The following is an 18,609-nucleotide window of genomic DNA, read 5'->3' as shown; positions in this document are numbered from 1 at the left end:
CAGCCGACGGATTTTGGATACTCAAGCATGAGTGTCTCGTAAAATATGACCTTCACCAAGTGTAATCTCATAAAAGCCGGCCATTTGACGTATCTGAAATCGGATCGGTTTGTGCCGGCCGATGATGATGATATTTTGAATATCAGCAGCGCCTTCCGAGGGTAATGAAAAAGCAGTAACATAAGCGAACTCCTCACGCAATGTCGTATGAATGGCATTGATCACGTGATCGTGTTCACTTTTGCCCATTAAGTTCATGATGATAGAGCCCTCGGAATCCAGTTTTTCTTTGACCAGCCTAAAAAATTCTCTGGATACTAAATGCAGTGGCGTTCCCTGTTCCGTGAAGGCATCCAAAATAATATAGTCATAAGCGTCCGATGCCTCCTGCTCCAAAATGCGACGTCCATCCCCAATCGTCACATTGTCTTTATCGTATCCAAAGAAGATCTGGCTTAACTTCACGACCAAGGCATCCAGCTCTGCAATTCTAAAGTTTTTTTCTGTAAAATGGCGAGCAATCGTTCCAATTCCATGCCCGATAACAAATACGTCCTCGAACGAAGGATCGTTCAGCTCCATCAGATGGATGATAGCTTTGGGGTATTCGAACAGAATACGTTGCGGATCATTCAAATCTAACGCACCCTGGACAGCTGCATTTGAAAATTGCATGACACGGAATGACCCCTTTTCACCGTATAGTTCCGAGGTGTCGTACACCGTGATTTCATGGTTATTACTGCGTTTGCTATACAATACATCCAAATGATTAATCTCCTTCAAGTCATACTTCACCCTCATATTAGACATTTATGAGCCTGATGTCCATATATTAAGCGGCGGGGCCGTTCTACTCTTGCCGAGCAAATCCAATCCGTATAATTGTTCAATCATGCGCAGCATGGAAAAATGATTGCTTTTCTCATTATAGGGGCCATTTTTCAAATGAGCACCTATGATTACAGTCGGAATTTTGTTTTTGCTGCTCATATCGTCTTCATCCCATGTTAAAACCAAAAGGCTGTTATGCTGCGGGGCCCAACGAGCATAAGAGGATAAGTGGGCCTGTAGCCATTGATCTGCTTCCCGGATCGTGCCGTCGTGCATATCGTGGTTCAGATTGGGAATGACAAAAGAGACCGTCGGCAACTGATTGAAGTTTTGTGGAAAGCTGGTCATAGGCATATTGATTGAAGCAGGTAGATTGGTGAAATTCACCCATGGGTTATGTTTACGCGCATACAGGGTTTTCAGATCATATGGACCAGTAAATCCGGTTCGAGGCAGCCCCTCCGAGTAACCCCCGAACGTATAGCCATGCTGTATAAGCTGCAAAGCCAGATTGCTGGTGTTCATTTTCTTAGGAGTCAAATCATTGTGGACGCCCTGATTAGAACCGGAAAATAGATCCAGGTAGTTCGGTTGACTTGGATGTTCAATCGCATAATGATTCATCAGATTCGCACCTTTTTTCATCAGGTCGTTCATAAATGGGGCGGAGGGATTGCCTGAGATTTTTTTCGACGAATGATTTTCTTCTACCACAATGACGATATGGTCAATACGCTGCGGGGATTTGACGGCACTGGGCTGAGATGCTTTAGCCTTTACGGAGGAGTCAGCCCAGGCTGTGGATTGAACGGCCTTAGCATCAGAGCTGACAGTAAACCAACCAACGTGAGACAACGTACAGAAAGCTGCTGATAGAGTGATGGCGGTTATCAGTGTTTTCATTTTCAAGAATACAACCTTCTTTCATGATGAACGGCTAACAGAGCCATGTTCATGGATTCATCATCCAGCTTACACAGGACACATTAAAATATCATGAGAAAAATAAATTGAAAAGATCATTATTTTTTAATGTACCTTTCTTGTAATAGCTTTTTCGCTACGGTTTATCACCACATTCCCCACCCGCAAAATCTTCCTTGGTTCGATCCGTTTGACCTATTATCTTCATTTGAAGATGCCTGATGTGAGCTATGTCAATTACATTTAAATATATCTAATTATAATTAGCTATAAATAGATATATTTAAATGTAAATTGTAGACGTTTTGACAGAGTGGAAGAGCCTTATGTTCTAGCAGACTTCATGGGGAGGCATGAGTATTTGAAGCAACATTTGATGGTTCGGCGAAGAAGCAAATACTTGACGAGGCTCAAGTTCTTTGGGATAGCACTTGTTCTGATCGTCCTGTTTCTTTGCTCATTTAATTTCGGGAGATTTGAGATCCCGATTGATAAGGTACTTAAGATTATTTTGTCAAGAGCTATACCCATGGCAAAAACCTGGGATACGAGTCAAGAAACAGTTGTGTTATTCATCCGTCTGCCGCGTTTGATTGCTGCCGTTCTGGTAGGAGGTGCGCTGGCATTGGCCGGAGCGGCCTATCAGGCTGTATTTAAAAATCCGCTGGTCTCGCCAGATATCCTCGGCGCTTCATCAGGCGCATCACTAGGTGCTGCAATCGCCATATTCAGCGGTTTTGGGAGTGTTTGGGTGCAGATTCTGGCGTTCGTCTGCAGTCTGGTAGCGATATTTCTGACTTATAACATAGGTGGGAGGATTAAAAAGGAACCGACGCTGGCACTTATTTTAGCGGGCATCTTTATCAGTTCCCTATGCAATGCGGTCGTTTCCATGATCAAGTTCATGGCTGACCCGAATGACAAACTGCCAACCTTAACCTACTGGTTGATGGGGAGTCTGGGGAGCATCGAGATTTCCCAAGTTGTATGGATCATGATCCCCATGTTGATCGGAGCTGTCCCGCTACTGCTGCTGCGTTGGCGGCTAAATGTCATGTCGATGGGTGAGGATGAGTCCAAAGCCTTGGGAATTGAGACGAAGCGCCTCCGTATCATTGTAATCCTGAACTCTACGATCCTGACGGCGGCCTCCATTTCCATCGGAGGTCTAATAGGCTGGGTTGGACTGGTCATTCCACATCTGGCGAGAAGACTCGTCGGTCCGAACAACAAGGTAATGCTTCCCGCCTCGGTACTAATGGGAGGGGCATTCTTGCTGCTCGTCGATAACTTCGCCAGGACGTTGACGGCCAAAGAGGTCCCACTTGGTGTACTGACTGCTATTGTAGGAGCGCCATTCTTCATAACGCTGATGATGTACAACAAGGAGTGATACACATGACCTTTTCCATCAATAATGCTGTCTGTGGTTATTCACACAAGCGTCCCGTGTTGCGGCAGATTAATTTCAGTGTGGAAACAGGGGAAGTAATCTGTATTCTGGGTGCCAATGGTGCGGGCAAGTCGACTTTGTTCAAATCCATTCTAGGTCTTATTCCACTCTTGGACGGGTCTGTTACGGTCGATGGAGCGAATATTGCGCAATGGAGCAGAGCAGAGGTCGCTCGGACTATTGGTTATATACCGCAGGCCAACAATCCGCCATTTTCCTATTCAGTGCTGGATGTAATCCTGATGGGCCGAACGGCGCACCTTGGCGTATTCCAATCACCGACAATGGATGACGAAGCGCTGGCGGATGAGATGATGGCGCAGCTTGGGATTGAGGAACTGGCGGGCAGGCGATTCTTAGAGCTGAGTGGTGGGCAAAAGCAACTTGTCATGATTGCTCGCGCCTTGATTCAGCAGCCTCGGGTTTTGATCATGGACGAGCCTACGGCAGCCCTGGACTTCGGGAACCAGCAGCTGGTATTGCAGCAGGTCAGTCGTCTGTCTGCTATGGGACTGACGATCATCATGGCATCACATTTTCCTGACCATGCCTTCCTCTACTCGCACAAAGTCCTGCTTATAAAAGACGGTGGCATTTATGCCAGTGGCCCCCCAGACGAGGTAATTACGGAGGACAGCCTTAGGTTGCTGTATAAGGTGGACTCCAAAATTGTTCATACTGGCATTACATCCAGGACAACCCTTGGAACGGATATCAAAATTGTAGTGCCGTTGACATGAAACGTAAACTGTTGCGCAGCTGGTCATCCTTTTTCGCATGATAGGGAACGGAGGGCCAGGAAAGAGTGTCGTTTGCGTGAGTAAAGATATAAATACTTTTTGAGGAGTTGGAAAGCAACATGAAGAACATAAAAAAAGTACTGATACTTCTATTGATTGTCACGATGTCTAGCACACTGCTGGCTGCTTGCGGCGCAAAATCGACGGAGTCTGTGCCGAACGCAACAGAGTCCATACCAACGAATGCAGCATCGACTTCTACTGAACGCGAAGTGACTGATCTTGCGGGGAATACGATTAAGGTACCTAACGAAATTAAGTCCGTGTCCATTACTTCCTGGAAGGGGGCGCTCGAAATTTTCACGCTTCTGGGACATGAGGATTTGGTCGCCAGCATGGCTGATACCAGCCGGTATATCTGGCTAAGAAGAATTTACCCGAATCTCGCAACCGTGCCCGATTTTGGTTCCTTTAATGACGTCAATGTGGAAGAGTTGATGAAGGCCAACCCAGACATCATATTTTCGGCGGAGAATGCTTCAGCGGCTAACAAAAAGATGCAATCTTTGGGACTGCCGTTATATGTGGATGGCGTGACCTCCAAAGGTGACCCGTATGAGGGAAGAGATGCGCAGCTAAAGGCAATCGCGGATCTGGTCGGGGAGAAGGAAAAAGCTCAGGCTTATCTTGCATGGGAAAAGAAATGGCTTGACGAAGTCGCTAAGCGTGTTAAAGATATCCCCCAATCCGAGCGAAAAAAGGTACTGGTGTTGCGCAATAGCACAACAGAGGTATTCAATGAAATGAACATTCTGGGATTGGCCGTCAGTATGGCTGGCGGTATCAATGTTGCGAAGGATGCATTCTCGGATCGGTTCTACAATGAGGTAAGCGCGGAAGAGATCGTCGGCTGGAATCCTGACTATGTGTTCCAATTTCAGGTTGGCTCTGCTGGTGAGCAGTTGACGACTCGGTTTGATGAGATGAAGAATGACACTCGTTTTAAAGGCATGAGCGTGCTGGACAGTGGTAACTTTTACATCATGCCAACGGGGCTCTCACCTTGGGGAGGGAAGATGGAGACAGCGCTGGGTGTTCTGACCATGGCTAAAACGATGTATCCAGATAAATTCAGCGATATCAATATTTCCGAGGTGGCTCAGGATTTTTATTCAACGTTTTTGAATCACAAACTTGATGATGAGGATTGGAAGCTGCTTCTTTACACTGCTAATGGCGCAAATAAATTACCAATCAACGAATAGAAGAGTCTTGACAATTATGATGCATGACTTGCCAAACGGAGGCTGGCTGACACACTTTGCTCTCAGTCTTCATGGGCAGGTTAAAGCGCGTCCAGCCTTTAGACCAACAAGTGTACGATGGAATGGAAAGGATGTTGAGTATGCAATTTCATGAAGTTCTTGATCAGGCTTTGCTACGTCCCATTACGGCAGAGGAAGCGTTATTTCTTTTCAGAAATACGGAAACGAACGAAAATATGCAGCTGCTGTTTGGAACGGCAAGGGCTGTGCGAAAGGCAGAGACAGGTGATGTTTTTCGATTTACAGGAGGCATTGCCAGCGTAACGGCTTGCCGCCTACGCCCGTTGTGCCAATATTGCCCTTACTGGAGAGTAAAGGGACAGAAACCGATGCCTGTGGAAGCTATCGTCGAGGGGGCTAAATACTTTCATCGGGAGGGCGTCAGGGCTTTTCACCTTAGTGGTGGAACTGCGCTTGGAAGCAAAGGCAAAGAGGTAGTGAGAATCGTGCAGCGCATTTACGATGCCGGGCTGCATGACATGAAGATTAAAGTTAACTGTGGTGCCGCGATGAGTATAGATACGATGAAAGAACTTAAGAAGATGGGCATTGCCAGCATCGGCGCCGTATTTGAGATCACAAATCCGGAGGTATTCAAGTGTGTAAAGCCAGGTGATGATCTGGAACGGAAGCTGCGCTTTGCCTGGGACATTCAGGAAGCTGGCCTGCGCTTGGATTCCGGGATTATGGCTGGCTTGGGACCCAAGGAAACTCGGTATGAAGATTATGTGAAGACGCTGTTTGACATAGCAAGCTTTCCTCACTTGTCCAGTATCTACATCTCGAAGTTTACGCCTGACCCTACGATTCCTATGCATGACTGGGAGAAATGCTCGCTGGAGGAAGCGTGCCGTCTATTAGCGATAGCGCGCCTCATCTATCGCGGCATTGATCTTACGACGGCAGCGGGCTGGACGGAGGATGAGCGAACTCAAGGAATCATGGCTGGTGCCGGCACTTCATTATTTTCTTTGGCCGTCAACATAAAGACAGATTATTGGAAAGACTGGGTGCAGCGGCCCAGCTTCATCCAGGATGCAATGGAATACAGGGATACGAGACCGAACAAACGCGCTATGGCTGACATATGTCAAGTCACAATTGCTGAGTAGTAAACAATAAGACTACTGAATAGGAGAATGGGGAAATGTATAATTTCGAGTGTAAGCACTAATCAGGAGTATAGAGAAGAAAGGGACTTAGGTTTTTGTTATGTATTAGCATTTTCATGTGGGAATATTGTATAATCATTCTGAGGATTTAAGGGTTATTCGTTCTAAGTTTCCTTATGTGCTCATTGACGAATTTCAAGATACAAGCCCTATACAGGCAGGAATAATTAAGCTGATTGCTCCATATTCTTAGAACCTCCTCATTTATTTGAAGAGGTTTTTTAATTAAATAAAATGACCAGGGAATGGGGAGAACAACCGGCAAATTGACATTTTCCGTTTACAAGTCAAGGCAGTGAACGGGAAGCAGATTTTTTTACCGCTCATAACCTGACGCCAGCTTGCTGAAACATGCGCTAACTATCTTCGCAAAGGTCGTTTGACGGTTGTTGAAGGCCGTATCCAAGTACGCAATTATGAGAACAATGAAGGAAAGCCAATCGGCATTTCCGATGACGATTACCATTCTGATTAAGAATAACAGAAGGGGCTAGAGTCAATACAACATTCCCGATTGAAAGGAAAGCTATGAAAAAGATACTCCTGATTGAGGATGAGAAAAATTTGGCCCGTTTCATTGAGCTTGAACTAAAGCATGAATCTTACGAGGTGACTGTCGAGTACGAGGGGCGGAAAGGGTTGGAGTCTGCGTTAAGCGAGGAATGGGACATCATTCTGCTGGATTTAATGCTACCAGGCATCAATGGAATTGAAGTGTGCCGCCGGATTCGCAAAACCAAGCAAACCCCGATCATTATGCTAACGGCAAGGGACGGTGTGATGGACAAAGTCATGGGGCTGGACAGTGGAGCCGATGATTATATCCCAAAGCCTTTTGCCATTGAGGAACTTCTGGCCCGGATGCGTTCTTTGCTCCGGCGCAGTGGAGTTGTTGAAGATTCCAAGCAAATTACTTACAACGGGCTGGTGCTGGATAGCGAGGCGCGTATTTTGACAAAAGATCAACAGATTATTGAATTGACGAAGCGTGAATTTGATCTGCTGTCCATATTGATGCATAACATTGGACGCGTCATGACTCGGGAGAGACTGCTGGAGCTTATATGGGGCTATGATTCGGAGGTCGAAACGAATGTCGTCGACGTGTATATCCGTTACTTGCGCAGCAAAATCGACGAGCCTGGAGAACCAAGCTTTATACAGACATTACGCGGATTAGGGTATGTGATTCGATAATGGCAGCGCTAAGATCCCTATTCTCCCGGCTACCCATCCGTTGGAAATTGGCGGTGTGGTCTTCGTTGCTGTTATGTATTTTGTTTGTTTTGTACAATGGTGTCCAATATTTTACGATTAACCAGTGGATGGTCAGTGAGGGAAAAGTGAGTATCCGCAAAAGCATGAACGAACTCCAAACCCTTTTGCAGGAAAAACACTTGTCTGCTCAGGAAATAGTGAACAGTCGACGTTTTGTTGAGAATTTGAATGATCGGCATCAAATGATTCGTATTTTGAATCAGCAGGGAGTTCCACTGCTCAGCGTCAGCAACGAGCTGCCTGAGGATTGGTTCCTGCCGCAAGCAGTACGTAGCACCCAGATTATGACTGCCTGGCATCTGGAGGACCAGGTCTTGATTATGCGAAGTCCGTTGAATTCAGATCACTTTACCGGAACCATTGAAATTATAAATAACATGGAAAATATAGATAAGATTAGTGACAAAATAAAAGCTGTCATGATTGCAGGCGGTATAGGAGCAATTATATTAAGCGCTTTGGGAGGAATTTTTCTTTCACGCCAATTGATGCGGCCAATTCAGTCCATGACGGATACGATGATCAGAATTCGCAAAAAAGGGTTGCATGAGGAACGTGTGCAAGTATCCGATAACAATGATGAGCTGTCGAATCTTGGGAAAGTATTTAATGAGTTGATTGATCAGTTGGAGCGTTCTTTCCTTCAACAAAAACAGTTTGTTGAGGATGCCTCCCATGAATTGCGCACCCCAATTTCGATTGTTGAAGGCCATATCTCCTTATTAAACCGTTGGGGCAAGCACGATCCGGCCATATTGGACGAGTCGCTTCGTGTTTCTGTTCAGGAGCTTGAGCGATTGAAGGGTATTGTAAACGATCTTCTGGAGTTGACGCGAGCCGAGTCAAGAACCTCAGAACAGGATGTGCCTCCAATAGATATTCGTTACACCATTCAGTATACGCTCACCAATTTTGCGATGCTGCATCCTGATATGAAATTCCGGGAGGAACTGAATCCCCTCGAAAAGGTACAGATCAAGATCACGCCGCAGCATCTGGAACAGCTGCTGCTGATCATGCTGGATAACGCCGTTAAATATTCTGGTTCTTCAAAAGAAATCCTTGTAACCGGCACGCTGGAGCGAAACGAGGTTTGTATTCATATTACGGATTATGGAATTGGGATTCCTGCAGAGGACTTGCCTTATTTATTCGACCGATTTTATCGGGTGGATAAGGCAAGAAGTCGCGAGCAGGGGGGGACAGGCCTTGGCCTTGCTATAGCCAAGCAACTGGTCAAGCGATATAACGGTAGTATCAGAGTGAGCAGTACTGAACATAGAGGGACAACCGTAATGCTTTGTTTTCCGGCGTACAGGGTCGAACATACTGGATAAATGAAAGAAGCTCCGTAAACCATGGATATGGTTTACGGAGCTTCTTTGACACTCAAGCATCGTCAGATTGCGGTTTGGTCGATTTGTCCCAAATTTTATGTTCTGCCTTTTCGTACAGCTCCAGACATAAGTTGGCCAATTGCTGAGGACGCTTGAAACGCAGAAGCATAAATTGGGTACTAACTGCGCATAAGGCACCGACCAGCGCACCAGCCGCAACATCCGACGGATAATGGACGCCTGTCCAGATACGGGAAAAACCGATAAGAAGAGCGGCGGCGAGCCAGAACGTTCTAAACCTCTTACCGTACAGCCAGAACGTGACCGCCAGTGCAAAAGCTCCAATGGCGTGGTCGCTCGGAAAGGAGGCATTGGCCGGGTGCTTAATGAGCTGAATAACGGTGTGGGTGACGAATGGACGATCCCGGTACATGAGATGTCCGATGATAAAGCTGATCCCCATGCCCAGACATATAGATACGACCGCTGAGATGATCATTTTCCGGTTAAGCGTATTTCTTGAAAACCAATACAGCAACAAGGCAAGGACGAACACATATTGGGCATATTCAGCGAAAAAACGCATAAGTCCATTCAGAGCAGAGAAGCTATTCGCTTGTTCATTGATGAGATGAAAAATCTGATAGTCCAGGTTGGATAACATACAGGGATACTCCTTTTCTAGTGTGATTCGAAAGTAGTATGATCTTAACTCTTCAACATGGGAGCATCTTTAAATGAAAATTAGAATTTCATGAGAAAACGGTTTCATATATAGACGAAATGGTTTGAACTTGTCCATATGTACTATAAAAGATATAATGTATAAGGATATAATGAAGTTCGTTGTGTATATTCATATAGGAAGAGAGCGGGATATTATGGGACGTAAGTGGAATAACATTAAAGAAAAAAAGGCATCCAAGGATGCTAATACAAGTCGTATATATGCTAAATTTGGCGTAGAAATTTATGTAGCAGCCAAACAGGGCGAGCCTGATCCTGAATCCAACCGGGTGCTAAGAGTCGTACTAGAACGTGCAAAAACGTACAATGTACCGAAAGCGATCATTGACCGCGCTATTGAAAAAGCAAAAGGTGCTGGCGATGAAAATTACGTAGAGCTTCGTTATGAAGGCTTCGGACTAAACGGTTCCATGGTTATTGTAGATGCACTGACGAACAACGTAAACCGTACAGCATCGGATGTGCGTTCTGCGTTTACTAAAAATGGTGGTAGCCTGGGTGTCAGCGGATCTGTAGCCTACATGTTTGATTCCACTGCTGTTATCGGTCTGGTAGGCAAAACTGCTGATGAAGTGCTGGAACTACTGATGGAGGCAGATGTAGAGGTACGTGACATTATCGAAGAAGATGAAGCCATTATCGTGTATGCAGAGCCAGATCAATTCCATGCTGTACAGGAAGCCTTCAAGCAGGCAGGAGTAACTGAGTTTACCGTGGCCGAGCTCACCATGCTTGCCCAAAATGACATCTCACTCCCAGAGGATGCACAGGTGCAATTTGATAAATTAATTGATGCATTAGAAGACTTGGAGGATGTTCAACAGGTTTACCACAACGTAGATTCTGAGGAATAGTTTCTGTTAAACAGATTATAAAAACATCGTGTTTCGATACGGTGTTTTTTGTTATACAGTTTTTTGAGCCCTTATAGACGTGAAGCCCCATAATACAGCTCATGTCATTACAGGGCCTCAGTCGTTGACATACCAAGAGTCATGAGGATACAAAAAGATAGGCTACATTGTGTCGATTATGATGGTTGGGTTTGATCTTTTCCGGATTTTGTCAGGTAGATCACCAAAGTTAAAATAATTACAAGAAAAATCATGCTGGTTCCAGCCGTACCTAGGCCAAGCCCGCCATCGGTGTGAGATTGTGACAGATAGTCCCCAAGTGAGGCACCGAGCGGCCGGGTCACAATGTACGCCATCCAGAAGGACCATACAGCATTAAGTTTAAACCGATAGCGGGCAATCGTTAAAATACCAATCAGTGACGCGAACATAAGCGCTGATCTCCAATAACCTAAATCAAGGCCCTCTGATATGAGATCACCAGCTGCTGTACCCAAGGCAAAAGTAAAGAAAATCGTTGCCCAGTAGAATATTTCCCGTTTGGTTGTGTAAATAGAATGAATGGATAATGTTTTCTCACTCCCATACCATAGCGTGAAAGTCACCAGGAGAGCTAGTGCAAAGACGGTTGTGGTTACTTGCAGCGAGATCCCAATATGATCCACAAGGTTATCTGAGACAAGCGTGCCCACTACGCTGATGAGAGTCACCACGAGCCAGTAGATTCCGGGTATATATTTGTGTGATCTAAACTGAAATAGAAGTGTGACAAGTAACAAGACAACCATGACCAAAGTTGTACGAGTCAACCCCCAATGCAAATTAAAGTTAAGAAAGTCGGCGGCTGTTTCTCCCACGGTAGTCGTCATAATCTTAATGATCCAAAAGAAAATGGTGATCTCCGGCACCTTGTTCAGCATTTGCAAACGAATGGATGAGTCCTCATTTTTCATTTCTAATCCTCCTCATGAACTGGGGAACCTTGTTAAATGCTTGTTCCTACTAAGCAGTGTACATAAAGAACATGAATCGATAGTGAGAACCACATGTGAAAAAACCTAGAAAATTTAAATTCAGATTAGAAACTGATGAGGAATCGTGATGCGAATTACTATATTGTGAACAGACAATGCTAAAAAAGATATAGACTCGGCTAAAGCCGGAGGCCTATATCTTTGTATATAAAGTGGCTATGGATAACGAATCGGTACAAAAGATTAACTTGCGTTTAACTCCGGTGATTGTTTTATTTTAGAAGCATTTAGAGTAGTGTAGATAATTAAAGCTATAAGAATTGTAACCAGTACCAGCGAAGATCCCATAGTACCTAAATCCAATCCTCCCTTTGCGTGTGATTTGGTAAGAAGGTCTCCAAATGTCGCTCCAAAAGGACGCGTTAATACAAATGCTAGCCAGAATAGAAATACTCGTGAGACATTTGTAAAGTAAGTTAATAGTAGAATAATACCCAGCAAACTCCCTATTAAGACCGCTCCTCCTACAAATCCAAGGCCGGAACTATCCGCCAAAAAATCACCTAAAGCAGTACCCAAAGTGTTTGAGAACAAGATGGCAATCCAATAAATAACTTCTACTTTCCGTGTAGTAATATTATTGACATTCAATGATCGCTCACTAAAATACCAAATTGAAAAAATGGCCAACAATATACATACTAAAATGAATGATCCGGTTGCATAACCCAATCCTAGGCTACGATCCATGTAGTCTGACATGGTTGTGCCAGCAGTGCTCGTTGTAAGAATAACAGTCCAATAAAGAAATGGATGGTACTTATTAGAAAATAATTGAAAAATAAGACTAACTAAAAAAATACTAAATAAAATCATGGAACTAATGGCATAGCCTACATTAAGCGTTTGTGACAATAAGTCACCTGCGGTTTCACCCAGCGTAGTAGCGCAAATCTTCATAATCCAAAAAATGGCCGTAACTTGTGCGATTTTTTGCATCTTTATTTCTCACTCCCGAATTTTTACAGCATTTTATTTTTATAAAATGCCATTTGCGTAACTATATCCGGAGATCATTAAATTCGCATTAGAAAGCAGTAAGAAATGAATGAGGACATGCTTTTTTCTGAGTCACGCACAAGACGTACGTTCACCGGCTTCTTTAGGGGTTACCCTTTCGGGTAAAAAGAATACCCGGGATATTTGACGACAGGCCATTTTTCTTTTCGCAATTTAGAGGTCACATCGGTGCCAACATGTAAATTGCTCTGAGTCAGTTCTGTTGGGGTGAGAGCCATCCATTGATTCAAGGAAACATCTGCAAAACGGTCACTTTTAAACATTTCTAGAAACCAAAGTGTGCTGGAGCCTGTATTTTGAATGTAATGCCCGTAAGCAAAAGGCACATATCCAACATCTCCAGCTCTGAAATCAAACGTACGGGCTGCACCATTGCCGCCGAAGACAGTCATCCGTCCTTGCCCGGCAAGGTAGTATTGCCATTCGTCATTATTGGGATGCCAGTGCATTTCCCGCATAGCCCCGGGTTCAATCTCAACTAGAGCAGCGGCGATAGTTTTGGATACTGGAAAATTGGAGGAGTCGACGATTCGTACGCTTCCTCCTGGCGTTTTAATCGGAGGCTGAGCGAGTAATTCATGCTTAAAGGATTGAGGTACTGTACCGTAGGGAGAGGAAACCGCCTGGCTTTGAATAGAACCGGGAACGGTATCCTGATAGATATATACCTGGTCTTGAGGAATCGACGCAAAATCAGCTTCTGGAACACCAAAATTGGCAGATAGTACATCCTTGGGGGTATGAGCGAACCAATCGGAGATGGATAAAGTGTTTAAATCCGAGAAGCTGCCATTATCAAAGACCAGCAAAAACTCACAACCGTCCTCAAGACCTTGTATAGAATGGGGAATGCCAGGTGGAAAGTACCAGAGATCACCTGGGCCCACATCAGCAATAAAATTACGCCCATTTTGGTCGACAGCCGTAATACGGGCACTTCCCAGCAGCATATAGGACCACTCTGCTTGCTGATGCCAGTGAAGCTCACGGACACCTCCAGGTGTCAAACTCATATTCACCCCAGCAAGGGTTGTGGCAATGGGTAATTCCCTGACAGTTACTTCTCTGGACCATCCACCTTGATTAAGCTGCATATGGGCGTCTGAAAAAGAAAACCTCATGTTCGGAATGAGTCCATTATCCGTCACGGGTGGAACCAGCAAATCGGGATTTTGCAAATCTCTCATCACATCACGAGGACCCTTGTCGACACCCCCAGCGCCATCACTTCTAATGGGCTGTGGAACTCCGACATTTTTCGAGCAGTCATTATGCATGATTTGATCTTCCTCTCCACGTTGAAGCTAAGGATACAAGGAAATGCGCATAAAGATTTTATGAGCATGTAGAGAGTTTTATGCTGTATGGCTCAGATCTGCAAACTGTGCCTGAATAATTTGGGCTAAATCCTGCGGATTCAACTCCAGTTGGGTTCCAATTTTTCCAGCGCTTACAACGATGGTTTCCAGCTCTAATGCAGGCTGGTCGATAAAAGTGGGGTAGAGCTTCTTCATGCCAATCGGCGAGCAGCCGCCGCGAATATATCCTGTATGCTTTTGCAGATCTTTGACTGGAAGCATTTCGATTTTCTTCTCTCCTGCGGATTTGGCTGCCTTTTTAAGATCAAGTTCTTTATGTACAGGAATCACAAAAACAAACAGATTTTGTTTGCTGTGTGCAACCAAAGTTTTGAAGACCACCTCCGGCGCTCTTTCGATCTTTTCAGCTACATTCATTCCGTCTATTTTTCCATCCTGATGATCATAACTCAGCATATTGTAGTTAATATGTTGCCCGTCCAATATGCGCATAGCGTTTGTTTTGCTGACACTCATCTTGCTTCTTCCTTTCCTGATTCGTGCGTGGTAATCGTTGCAACTAGAGTCTTTCCAACGCATCCACGTAGTCTTTTGCTTCTTTTAAAGAGAGATCCCTAGCTATTCTCAGTTCTTTTATCGCTTGAATCTTTTTTCCTTCTCTAATCAGCATAAGCAGTCTTTCATTGATATCTCCTGAAGTTTCTGTGTCCGGGTAATGTGGAGGAGCGGTAGGGATTGGGCCTGACAATGTTCCCGGTATTCCTGAACGATTTTCAAGACGCTCCACATCGGATTTTAAATCATGGAGCCGGGATTGAAGACTGTAAACCTTGATCAAGAGTATGACGGAGAGGAGCAAAGCAATTATGGCTATATATTCTATAGCTGACACTAGAAAACCCCCTATTACATTTAGTTTCATCTCCCAGATGCCGTACTAAAAATTTGTTTCCTATCCATAGTATAACATGATGAAAGATTCTACATTATAAGCTTTGGAATAAACGGAAAGTTTCGTGAGATACTAAAGCTTTAGCAGTTCATTTCCTTTTTCAAAAAATACTTGACATGAAACGCGTTACAATACTTATGATTCAATTAGAAGTATTTTAGAACACATTAGCATAGAGGAAACGATTCCCATCCTTGTTAATGAAAAAATATCAGCAAAGGCGGAGAGAACATGAGTACACAGTTTCCAAAAGATTTCCTGTGGGGCGGAGCAGTTGCTGCGAATCAGCTCGAAGGCGCTTATCAAGAAGATGGAAAAGGCTGGTCCATTCAGGATGTAACCCCTCGTGGTGGTTGGGGACCGGTTACCGATGCGCCAACAGAAGATAATATGAAGTTGATTGGTATTGATTTTTATCACCATTACAAGGAAGATATCAAGCTTTTTGCCGAAATGGGCTTTAAAGTGTTCCGTACTTCCATTGCCTGGTCGCGTATTTTTCCTAAGGGTGACGAGCTGGAGCCTAACGAAAAAGGCCTGCAATTTTATGATGATTTGTTTGACGAGCTTCATAAATATGGTATTGAGCCTCTCGTTACATTGTCTCACTATGAGACACCTTTACATCTGTCCAGAGAATACGACGGCTGGGTAAACCGCAAGCTGGTTGATTTTTATGAGCGCTATGCTACGACTGTATTTAAACGCTACAAAAATAAAGTAAAATACTGGTTGACATTCAATGAAATCAACTCTATTCTTGAAGCTCCATTCATGAGTGGCGGGATCAGCACACCTAAAGATCAGCTTAGTGAGCAAGATCTTTATCAGGCTATTCACCATGAGCTTGTAGCGAGTGCAAGAGCGGTAAAAATCGGTCATCAAATCAACCCTGATTTCAAAATCGGTTGTATGGTGCTGAGCATGCCTACTTATCCGTTGACACCTAATCCAGACGATGTGATTGCTGCAATGGAATTTGATCACAGAAACATGGCTTTTGCGGACATTCATGCAAGAGGTCAATACCCAGGCTACATGAAACGCTTCTTTAAAGAGGAAGGAATCACGATTCATTTTGAACCGGGTGATGCCGAAGATTTGAAGCATACGGTTGATTTTATCTCATTCAGCTATTACATGAGCACTTGTGAGACGGCTGACGAAGCTAAAAAACTCAAGGGTGAAGGTAACATCCTCGGTGGTGTCAGCAATCCGCATCTTGAGGCTAGTGAGTGGGGCTGGCAAATTGATCCGCAAGGCCTGCGTTATGTGCTGAATACGTTCTATGATCGCTTCCAAAAACCACTTTTCATCGTTGAAAATGGTTTGGGCGCCGTCGACAAGCTTATCACCAATGAAAAAGGTGAAAAAACCGTTGAAGATGACTACCGGATCAACTATCTGAATGATCATTTGGTTCAAGTTGGGGAAGCGATTGAGGACGGAGTAGAGGTTATGGGTTACACGTCTTGGGGCTGTATCGACCTTGTCAGCGCTTCGACCGCGCAGCTTAAAAAGCGTTACGGCTACATTTATGTAGACCGTCATGATGATGGCAGTGGTACACTTGAAAGATACCGCAAAAAATCGTTCCACTGGTACAAAGAGGTTATTGCCACGAACGGCCAAAGCTTGAAACGTTAATTTATAAATAAACCAGTGATTTAGTTTTAAATAACAATGAAGGTTTTACGTAGCGACCGCTTCTGCTCTTTTACGGGGAAGCGGTCGCTAATTTTTTGGGCATTAGCAACCAAACGAGAAGAAACCCATTTTTGCACAGATTTGTTCAGGGAATCATGTAATAATGGACGTAAGAGGAATATTTTCTAATTTACAATGGCCTATTCAGAAAGGAAAGAACAATCATGAAATTGATGTGTATATCAGATATTCACGGCTCGCTGCACTGGTTGCAGCTGGCGCTGGAAAAGTTCAGGGAGGAGAAAGCCGACCGTCTGGTCCTGCTCGGAGATTATATGTATCATGGGCCGCGCAATCAGCTGCCGGAAGGATATAACCCAGCAGAAGTAGCTGCTTTGCTGAATCAGTACAAGCCGCATATTGCGGTGTCTGTCCGCGGGAATTGCGATGCAGAAGTGGATCAAATGCTGCTTGAGTTTCCGATGATGGGCGATTATGCCCTGTTATACCATGAAGGGCGGCGTATTTATGTCACCCACGGGCATGGCTTCAGTATCGAGAATTTACCTCCACTGGAAGCGGGGGATATATTCATACAGGGACATACCCATATTCCGGTGGCGGATGTAGAGAAAGGCGTATTCGTTCTAAATCCGGGCTCCATCTCGTTGCCAAAGGAAAACTATCCGCCATCTTATGCTGTACTGGAAGAAGCACAGTTTACAGTAAAGGATTTTGAAGGAAATACACTTAAAGCCATCACATTTTCAAAGTAATTACTCCCATATGAATGTAAAACATTCAAAACTTTTAGGCTCTGATTGAGACAAAGATCATATTATTGTATGATAGGAGCGGAGTCTGTCCGCATGTTCATTAGACAACGTTGTTCAGTCATAGGTCAGGCTCCATATTATGAAAAAGAAAGAGAGCTTCAATCCATGCAAATTAAGGATTCACATTATAAGATGCCGCCTGAATGGGCGTCGCATGAACGCACGTATATTTCCTGGCCGGTACAGTCTTCTATGGTTTACCCGGATATGCATGCCGCTGTATGTAAAGGCTACGCTGGAATTGTACGCGCTATGGCAGAATTTGAACCGGTTACTGTGGTCGTAAATCCGGCTGATCTGGAGAGCGTTCAGGCGCTTGAACTTGGGGAAAGGGTGGAACTGCTGCCGATTGAGCACAGCGATGCGTGGTTGCGCGATAACGGTCCCACCTTTCTCACGAACGAGCATGGCCAGCTGGCAGGTGTGAACTGGAAGTTTAACGCCTGGGGCGGCAAATACGCTCCTTGGGATCTGGATGATCAGGTTGCACCACAAATTTTGGACAAGCTTGGAATTCCGCGGTTTGATGCACCGCTTGTGATGGAAGGCGGCTCTTTGCATGTAGATGGCGAGGGCACACTGATTACAACGGAAGAATGCCTGTTAAATCCGAACCGCAATCCGGAGCTAAGCAGAGAAGATATTGAAAAGTACGTGTGCGAGTACACAGGTGCCGAGAAAATCATCTGGCTAAAGCGTGGACTGAGTGGTGACGAAACGGACGGCCATGTGGACAATATTGCTTGCTTCGCTGCTCCAGGTAAGGTCATTATGCAAGTATGCGATGATCCTGAGGATGAAAATTACGAAATTACACAGGAAAATTTGCGTATTCTGGAGCAAGCAACGGATGCCAAGGGTCGCAAGCTGGAAGTGATTCGGATCGGTCAGCCGCCGCGTGTGGATTATGAAGATAGCCGATTGACACTGAGCTATATTAACTTTTACTTTGTGAACGGCGGTATTATTTTGCCGGTGTTTGGCGGCACTGCTGCTGAGAGTGATCTTGCAGCCCAGCAGGTGCTGGCCAAAGTATTCCCGGATCGCACGATCCGCACTGTAGATGGTATGGCGGTGATTCGTGAAGGCGGCAACGTACACTGCACGACTCAGCAGATGCCTGCTGTAAAACGCTAA

19 protein-coding genes and 1 pseudogene are annotated in these 18,609 nt (G+C 44.8%); 12 read left to right on the top strand and 8 right to left on the bottom strand.

Features of this window, described 5'->3' with window-relative positions; all coding sequences use genetic code 11:
- Positions 1-21: 21 nt before the first annotated feature.
- Together KQI_RS0106845 and KQI_RS0106840 are read right to left on the bottom strand one after the other, a co-directional pair.
- Positions 22-786, bottom strand: a complete 765-nt coding sequence (locus KQI_RS0106845) for a spermidine synthase (protein WP_029390054.1) — start codon at positions 784-786, stop codon at positions 22-24.
- A gap of 27 nt (positions 787-813) precedes the next feature.
- Positions 814-1,737, bottom strand: coding sequence for an alkaline phosphatase family protein (locus tag KQI_RS0106840; RefSeq protein ID WP_241763874.1), 924 nt, complete (start codon positions 1,735-1,737; stop codon positions 814-816).
- 364 nt (positions 1,738-2,101) lie between these two features.
- On the opposite strand from KQI_RS0106840, the gene KQI_RS0106835 reads away from it, so the two are divergent.
- The 8 genes and pseudogenes from KQI_RS0106835 to KQI_RS0106810 all read left to right on the top strand — a co-directional run bounded on the left by KQI_RS0106835 (position 2,102) and on the right by KQI_RS0106810 (position 9,063).
- Complete coding sequence (locus tag KQI_RS0106835) at positions 2,102-3,151, top strand: FecCD family ABC transporter permease (RefSeq protein WP_422120968.1); 1,050 nt, start codon at positions 2,102-2,104, stop codon at positions 3,149-3,151.
- A gap of 5 nt (positions 3,152-3,156) precedes the next feature.
- Positions 3,157-3,951, top strand: coding sequence for an ABC transporter ATP-binding protein (locus tag KQI_RS0106830; RefSeq protein ID WP_010346000.1), 795 nt, complete (start codon positions 3,157-3,159; stop codon positions 3,949-3,951).
- Positions 3,952-4,070: 119 nt separating this feature from the next.
- Positions 4,071-5,216 carry an ABC transporter substrate-binding protein gene (locus KQI_RS26700; protein WP_010345999.1) on the top strand — a complete coding sequence of 382 codons (1,146 nt, stop codon included), beginning with the start codon at positions 4,071-4,073 and terminating at the stop codon, positions 5,214-5,216.
- A 140-nt stretch (positions 5,217-5,356) separates the two neighbouring features.
- The gene (locus tag KQI_RS26695; RefSeq protein ID WP_010345998.1) at positions 5,357-6,388 is read left to right on the top strand and encodes a radical SAM protein; all 1,032 of its coding nucleotides are present in this window, start codon (positions 5,357-5,359) and stop codon (positions 6,386-6,388) included.
- Between the two features lie 118 nt (positions 6,389-6,506).
- Entirely contained in the window at positions 6,507-6,641 is a 135-nt protein-coding gene (locus tag KQI_RS29515) for a UvrD-helicase domain-containing protein (protein ID WP_080572123.1), read from the top strand.
- 83 nt (positions 6,642-6,724) lie between these two features.
- Positions 6,725-6,902 (top strand): annotated as a pseudogene (locus KQI_RS27755) (single-stranded DNA-binding protein); the annotation flags it as partial.
- Positions 6,903-6,976: 74 nt separating this feature from the next.
- Positions 6,977-7,645 (top strand): response regulator transcription factor, encoded by a 669-nt coding sequence (locus tag KQI_RS0106815; protein ID WP_010345997.1) that lies wholly within the window; start codon positions 6,977-6,979, stop codon positions 7,643-7,645.
- Positions 7,645-9,063: a HAMP domain-containing sensor histidine kinase gene (locus KQI_RS0106810; protein WP_029390053.1), complete on the top strand. Its 1,419-nt coding sequence runs from the start codon at positions 7,645-7,647 to the stop codon at positions 9,061-9,063. The genes KQI_RS0106815 and KQI_RS0106810 overlap by 1 nt, the downstream gene beginning before the upstream one ends.
- A 52-nt stretch (positions 9,064-9,115) precedes the next feature.
- Here KQI_RS0106810 and KQI_RS0106805 read toward each other — a convergent pair whose 3' ends face one another.
- The gene (locus KQI_RS0106805; RefSeq protein ID WP_010345994.1) at positions 9,116-9,727 is read right to left on the bottom strand and encodes an undecaprenyl-diphosphatase; all 612 of its coding nucleotides are present in this window, start codon (positions 9,725-9,727) and stop codon (positions 9,116-9,118) included.
- A gap of 217 nt (positions 9,728-9,944) precedes the next feature.
- Between KQI_RS0106805 and KQI_RS0106800 the strand changes: the two genes are divergently transcribed.
- The gene (locus KQI_RS0106800; RefSeq protein WP_010345993.1) at positions 9,945-10,664 is read left to right on the top strand and encodes a YebC/PmpR family DNA-binding transcriptional regulator; all 720 of its coding nucleotides are present in this window, start codon (positions 9,945-9,947) and stop codon (positions 10,662-10,664) included.
- A 176-nt stretch (positions 10,665-10,840) separates the two neighbouring features.
- On the opposite strand, the gene KQI_RS0106795 is transcribed toward KQI_RS0106800, so the two are convergent.
- The 5 genes from KQI_RS0106795 to KQI_RS0106775 all read right to left on the bottom strand — a co-directional run bounded on the left by KQI_RS0106795 (position 10,841) and on the right by KQI_RS0106775 (position 14,929).
- A complete protein-coding gene (locus KQI_RS0106795) occupies positions 10,841-11,617 on the bottom strand; it encodes a COG4705 family protein (RefSeq protein WP_010345992.1) in 777 nt (258 codons plus the stop codon).
- 264 nt (positions 11,618-11,881) lie between these two features.
- A complete protein-coding gene (locus KQI_RS0106790; RefSeq protein WP_010345991.1) occupies positions 11,882-12,637 on the bottom strand; it encodes a COG4705 family protein in 756 nt (251 codons plus the stop codon).
- Between the two features lie 170 nt (positions 12,638-12,807).
- Positions 12,808-13,995 (bottom strand): oxalate decarboxylase family bicupin, encoded by a 1,188-nt coding sequence (locus KQI_RS0106785; RefSeq protein ID WP_010345990.1) that lies wholly within the window; start codon positions 13,993-13,995, stop codon positions 12,808-12,810.
- Positions 13,996-14,073: 78 nt separating this feature from the next.
- A complete protein-coding gene (gene ybaK, locus KQI_RS0106780; RefSeq protein ID WP_010345989.1) occupies positions 14,074-14,553 on the bottom strand; it encodes a Cys-tRNA(Pro) deacylase in 480 nt (159 codons plus the stop codon).
- A 43-nt stretch (positions 14,554-14,596) separates the two neighbouring features.
- Positions 14,597-14,929, bottom strand: coding sequence for a ribosomal L7/L12 family protein (locus tag KQI_RS0106775; RefSeq protein WP_010345988.1), 333 nt, complete (start codon positions 14,927-14,929; stop codon positions 14,597-14,599).
- Positions 14,930-15,220: 291 nt separating this feature from the next.
- On the opposite strand from KQI_RS0106775, the gene KQI_RS0106770 reads away from it, so the two are divergent.
- The 3 genes from KQI_RS0106770 to KQI_RS0106760 all read left to right on the top strand — a co-directional run bounded on the left by KQI_RS0106770 (position 15,221) and on the right by KQI_RS0106760 (position 18,609).
- Positions 15,221-16,636, top strand: coding sequence for a glycoside hydrolase family 1 protein (locus KQI_RS0106770; RefSeq protein WP_010345987.1), 1,416 nt, complete (start codon positions 15,221-15,223; stop codon positions 16,634-16,636).
- 224 nt (positions 16,637-16,860) lie between these two features.
- Entirely contained in the window at positions 16,861-17,412 is a 552-nt protein-coding gene (yfcE, locus tag KQI_RS0106765; protein WP_010345986.1) for a phosphodiesterase, read from the top strand.
- 165 nt (positions 17,413-17,577) lie between these two features.
- The gene (locus tag KQI_RS0106760) at positions 17,578-18,609 is read left to right on the top strand and encodes an agmatine deiminase family protein (RefSeq protein ID WP_010345985.1); all 1,032 of its coding nucleotides are present in this window, start codon (positions 17,578-17,580) and stop codon (positions 18,607-18,609) included.

Origin of the sequence: Paenibacillus peoriae KCTC 3763 (assembly GCF_000236805.1) — a bacterium.
Classification (GTDB): domain Bacteria; phylum Bacillota; class Bacilli; order Paenibacillales; family Paenibacillaceae; genus Paenibacillus; species Paenibacillus peoriae.
This window is presented reverse-complemented; position numbering and strand designations above follow the sequence as displayed.